The 4500-nt window shown below is 59.6% G+C and carries 6 protein-coding genes; all 6 read left to right on the top strand.

The annotated features are described in order from the left end of the window. On the top strand, positions 1–798 hold a 798-nt coding region (locus B3V69_RS18710; protein ID WP_296448686.1), incomplete at its 5' end, for a chemotaxis protein CheA. Next, on the top strand, positions 798–1037 hold the full coding sequence (locus tag B3V69_RS18705) for a hypothetical protein (protein ID WP_296448684.1): 240 nt from the start codon (positions 798–800) through the stop codon (positions 1035–1037). The genes B3V69_RS18710 and B3V69_RS18705, both read left to right, overlap by 1 nt. Before the next feature lie 12 nt (positions 1038–1049). Then, entirely contained in the window at positions 1050–1424 is a 375-nt protein-coding gene (locus B3V69_RS18700; RefSeq protein WP_296448682.1) for a response regulator, read from the top strand. 2 nt (positions 1425–1426) lie between these two features. Next, positions 1427–2659, top strand: coding sequence for a methyl-accepting chemotaxis protein (locus B3V69_RS18695; protein ID WP_296448680.1), 1233 nt, complete (start codon positions 1427–1429; stop codon positions 2657–2659). An 11-nt stretch (positions 2660–2670) separates the two neighbouring features. Then, a complete protein-coding gene (locus B3V69_RS18690; protein WP_296448677.1) occupies positions 2671–3429 on the top strand; it encodes a ParA family protein in 759 nt (252 codons plus the stop codon). 127 nt (positions 3430–3556) lie between these two features. Then, the coding region (locus B3V69_RS18685; RefSeq protein ID WP_296448676.1) for a methyl-accepting chemotaxis protein at positions 3557–4500 on the top strand (944 nt) is incomplete at its 3' end.

Here is a 4500-nt window from a genome sequence, read left to right as displayed (position 1 = left end):
AGTCTCGACCACGGCCTTGAAACCCCGGATGTGCGGCGCGCGGCGGGCAAGCCCGCAACGGGCACGCTCACGATCCGCGCCGTACAGGAAGGCGACCAGGTCCTGATCGAGATCATCGACGACGGCAAAGGTATCGACCCCGCCGTCATCAAGCGCAAAGCCTATGAAAAGGGCGTCATCGACGAGGCCACCCTGGAGCGCATCAGCGACCGGGATGCGGTCAACCTGGTGTTTGCCGCGGGCTTTTCCACCGCCGAAGTCGTGTCCGATCTCTCCGGCCGGGGGGTGGGCATGGACGTGGTGCGCACTGCCGTGGAGAAGGTCAACGGCACCATCCTGCTGGAAAGCGAAGTGGGCAAGGGCACACGCATTCGCATATCGCTGCCGCTTTCCATGGCGGTGACCCAGGTCATGATCGTCGAATCCGACGGACAAATTTTTGGCGTGCCCATGGACCATGTGGTGGAAACCGTGCGTATACCCTGCAGCGCCATCCGCACCATCAAGCGCAGCAAGACCATCGTGCTGCGCGGGAGCATTGTGCCGCTGAAAGCCCTCAACGCGCTGCTCGGGCTTCCCGCCGCACCCCAGGCCAATGCCTACGATGAAATGGCGGTGCTGGTGGCCCGGGTGGGCGGCGAGGCGGTGGGTCTGATCGTGGACGACTTCCGCGAAACCGTGGACGTCATCCAGAAGCCCTTGAGCGGCGTGCTTTCAGGCCTTGCCGCCTATTCGGGTTCGGCCCTCATGGGTGACGGCTCGGTGCTCATGGTGCTCAATGTAAAGGAGATCGTGTAATGCCCATTGAATATAAAAAAAACCAGGTCCTGTTCCGCGATATCGCGAGCGTGGATGAAGCGGAAGGTCTGCTCGAATGGCTGCAGAACAAGCCCGCCGCCCGGGTGGATCTTGGCGCCTGCACCCACCTGCATCCCGCCAACCTGCAGGTGCTGATGGCGGCCAAAAGCCGCATCGCGGCCTGGCCGAACGACGCGAATTTGCGCGCCTGGCTCGAAACCGCCTTGAAATCTAAATAAAGGAGAACTCTCATGGCAAAAACCATATTTCTCGTCGACGACTCGGTCACCATGCTGATGAGCGTCAAAGCCACCCTGGAGATGAACGGCTTCAAGGTGGAAACCGCTGGCGATGGCGTGCAGGCACTCAACAAGCTCAAGGGAGGGGTAAAGCCCGACCTCATCATCACCGACATCAACATGCCCAACATGGGCGGGCTGGAACTCATCAAGAACGTCAGGGCCCTGACGGGTTTCCGCTTCACGCCGATTTTGACGCTGACCACGGAAAGCCAGGCGGCCAAGCGCGACGAAGGCAAGAAGCTGGGTGCCACCGGCTGGCTGGTGAAACCCGTGGCCGGCCCCGACCTCGTCAAGGTCATCAAGCAAGTGCTGCCCGGAGCTTGACGATGAAATTCCGTCAGGTGAAATTCCGTCGCAATCTCTACGCCTTGCAGGTGGGGACCGCGCTCGCCCTGCTCGCATTCGGTCTCACCTGGTGGTTCAACTCGGCTTTCGTAGCCTTTTTCAGTTATCCGCCAGAAATGCTGAGACTAAACTCTTCCGTTGGCATGGCTTTCATCGTGCTGACGACGATCTTCCTCTACCGTTTAGTGGCGAACAAAATGGAAAGAAGCCACATCATGGAGGAAAACTTCAAGAAATTACAGGCGCTTCTGGCCTCTGTGCCGCATCTTACGGAGATCTTGCAGGCGCAGCTTGCCCAGACCAACAGCACCACCGAAACGGCGGCGGTAGCCATCCTGCAGCGGCTTACCGAGGTGGAAGCCGAAGCTGCGCGGCTGTTGGTCATCCAGGAAGCCGGCAAGGCCCGGGCCGCCTCGCTGTATGACAACGCCCAGGCCCTGATCGGGGAGAGCACACAGAACCTCGAAGAAATGGAAACCTACCGGTCTCAGCGCGTGCAGAAAGTGCAGGAGGAAGGGGTGGCCATCCAAAGCGTTGTCGCACAAGTTGCAGAGCTTAAAACCTTGACCAGCGCGATCCGCGAGGTGACCAGGATGACCAATCTGCTGGCGCTCAACGCCGCCATCGAGGCGGCCCGGGCAGGCGAGGCCGGGAGAGGTTTCGCCGTGGTGGCCGGCGAGGTTCGCAATCTCTCCAAGCAGATCGAATCGGCCGCTGTGCGCATCGAGGAGAGCATCGCTCAAGTTTCTGAGACGGTTAACAATAAATTTGTCGCGATGGTGGAACAGCATCGCAACGAAGACGAAACGAGATGGCTATCGACCCTGGCTTCCACCATGAGCCGTTTGTCCGGGGATTTCCAGGCCGCCGTGGGAGAACTGGACGGGTTAACCCAAAACACCCACGGGGCTGTGAGTTCGATCCGCAACGCCGTCATCGACGTGCTGGGGCAAGCCCAGTTTCAGGATACCACCCGCCAGCAGATCGAGCATGTACAGAACGGGCTTGCCATGTGCGGCCAACGCATGACGCATGTGGAGCAAGGTCTGGCTGGCGACTGCATGGCGCCTCTGGACATTGAGCCGCTGGATGAAGTCCTGGAAACTTTGCGCGCAAGTTACACCATGCAGTCGCAGCACACGACCCATCACGCTGTGGTCGGCGGCGAATCCGCCACCGTCGAGAATGAACGACCCGCCATTGAGCTTTTCTGAGGACTATGCTGATGGCAGTAACGATCGTTGTATCCAACCGCAAGGGCGGCACCGGCAAAACCACGGTGTCGGTGAATGTCGCCGCCGAGCTGGCCGCACTGGGGCTGCGGGTATTGCTCATTGACCTCGACTCCCAGGGCCATTGCGCCGTGGGGTTGGGCATCAAGGTCAGCAAAGGCACACCCACGGTCCACGACATTTTCCGCCGCACTGACGCGCGACTGGCCACTGCCGTGCAGCCGACGGCCTTTGACAACCTCGCCTTGGCGCCTGCCGACCCCTTGTTCGAACACGGCGAGGGGCTGCGGGATGAGGGACTGTTGAAGCGGGCTCTCGCCGAGGAGGAGATCGTGACCAACTTTGATGTGGTGATCCTGGATACGCCACCCTCGCTGGACATTTTGCTGCTCAATGCGCTCACCGCGGCCAACTGGGTGGTGGTGCCCTTCGTGCCTCACCCGCTTTCGAGTGAGGGTGTGAAACAACTGATGCGGGTACTGTTCAAGATCATCTCCGGCACGAACCAACAGCTCAAGCTCGCCGGATTTCTGCCCATGATGGGCAACGACCACATCCGCATCCATCGCACGGTAACCGGTGATGTGGCGAACCAGTTCGGCGTCTCCCGTCTGCTGCCCATTATTCGCAACGACATCCGTCTCTCCGAATCCTTTGCTGCAGGCAAACCCATCCGTTACTACGCGCCCAAAAGTCGTGCCGCGGAAGACTTCGCCCAGCTCGGGACTTTTCTCGCTCAACTATGCCGCTGATAGAGCTCCAAAACACCATCAGCCCCGGTGGAAGACCGCATGCTGATTTTGCTGGACATCGAAAAACTCATGACCAGTGCCGAAATGGGCCTGATCGCTGAAACAACGCACTGAATTGAAAATACAAATGAACAACCTGAAAATTTCCACGCGTCTCAATCTTGGTTTTGCCATGATCATCGCGGTGTTTCTTCTGCTCGCGGGCGTCACCGCATGGCGTGTCGAAATGGCCTCCGAGGCGACGACACGCATGGAGCGTTCTGCTGAGCTGCTGCAATTGGCGGGCAACTGGCAGGGTGACGTGAGGCAAAACTCCGCGCGATCTCTGGCGGTAGGTTATTCAGAGGGGGGAGCCATGCTCGACTTCTTCAAGGAGGCGATGGCCGCTACATCACGCGGGACAACCGAGACACAAAAGGCTTTTCTTGCCAAGGTGCAGGACAGCGAGTCCAGAAAGCGGGCCGAAAATGTGGGGGAAGTACGCAAGACATGGATTGCAGCCCGCGACCAGGTCAACGCCTTGAAGACCGCTGGGGACGACGCTGGTGCCCGTGCCCTGGTGCAAAGCAAATTCGTGCCTGTCACGGAAGACTACATTCGTGCGACGCAGGTGCTGGTTGATGCGGAGGCTGCCGATGTCCGCGCGGATCAACAGGAAGTCACGGAGATGTTCAGGCAGCTGTATGTGATCGGTGCAGGGCTATTGGGGCTGGCCCTGGCTGCTGCTGCCTTCGTTAGTTGGAGTCTATCGCGCAACATTTCCCGCGGTATCGATACAGCCCGTGTTGCCGCGCAACGCATTGGCGAGGGTGACCTGAGTCATCGTGTGAGTGCTTCTGGCAAAGATGAAATCGGCCAGCTCCTCCAAGCCCTGTCAACCATGCAAGATAACCTGAGCCAGGTCGTCTCTAACGTGCGCCAGGGCTCCGAGAGCGTGGCCACGGCCTCGGCTGAAATTGCCCAGGGCAACCACGACCTCAGTGCCCGCACCGAGAGCCAGGCCAGCGCACTGGAGGAAACCGCCGCCTCAATGGAAGAGCTCAGCTCTACCGTCAAGCAAAACGCCGACAA

The sequence above is a fragment of the Rhodoferax sp. UBA5149 genome (assembly GCF_002413825.1).
Lineage (GTDB): Bacteria > Pseudomonadota > Gammaproteobacteria > Burkholderiales > Burkholderiaceae_C > Rhodoferax.
Note: the sequence above shows the minus strand (reverse complement) of the source record. Positions and strands in the feature narration are given on the sequence as shown.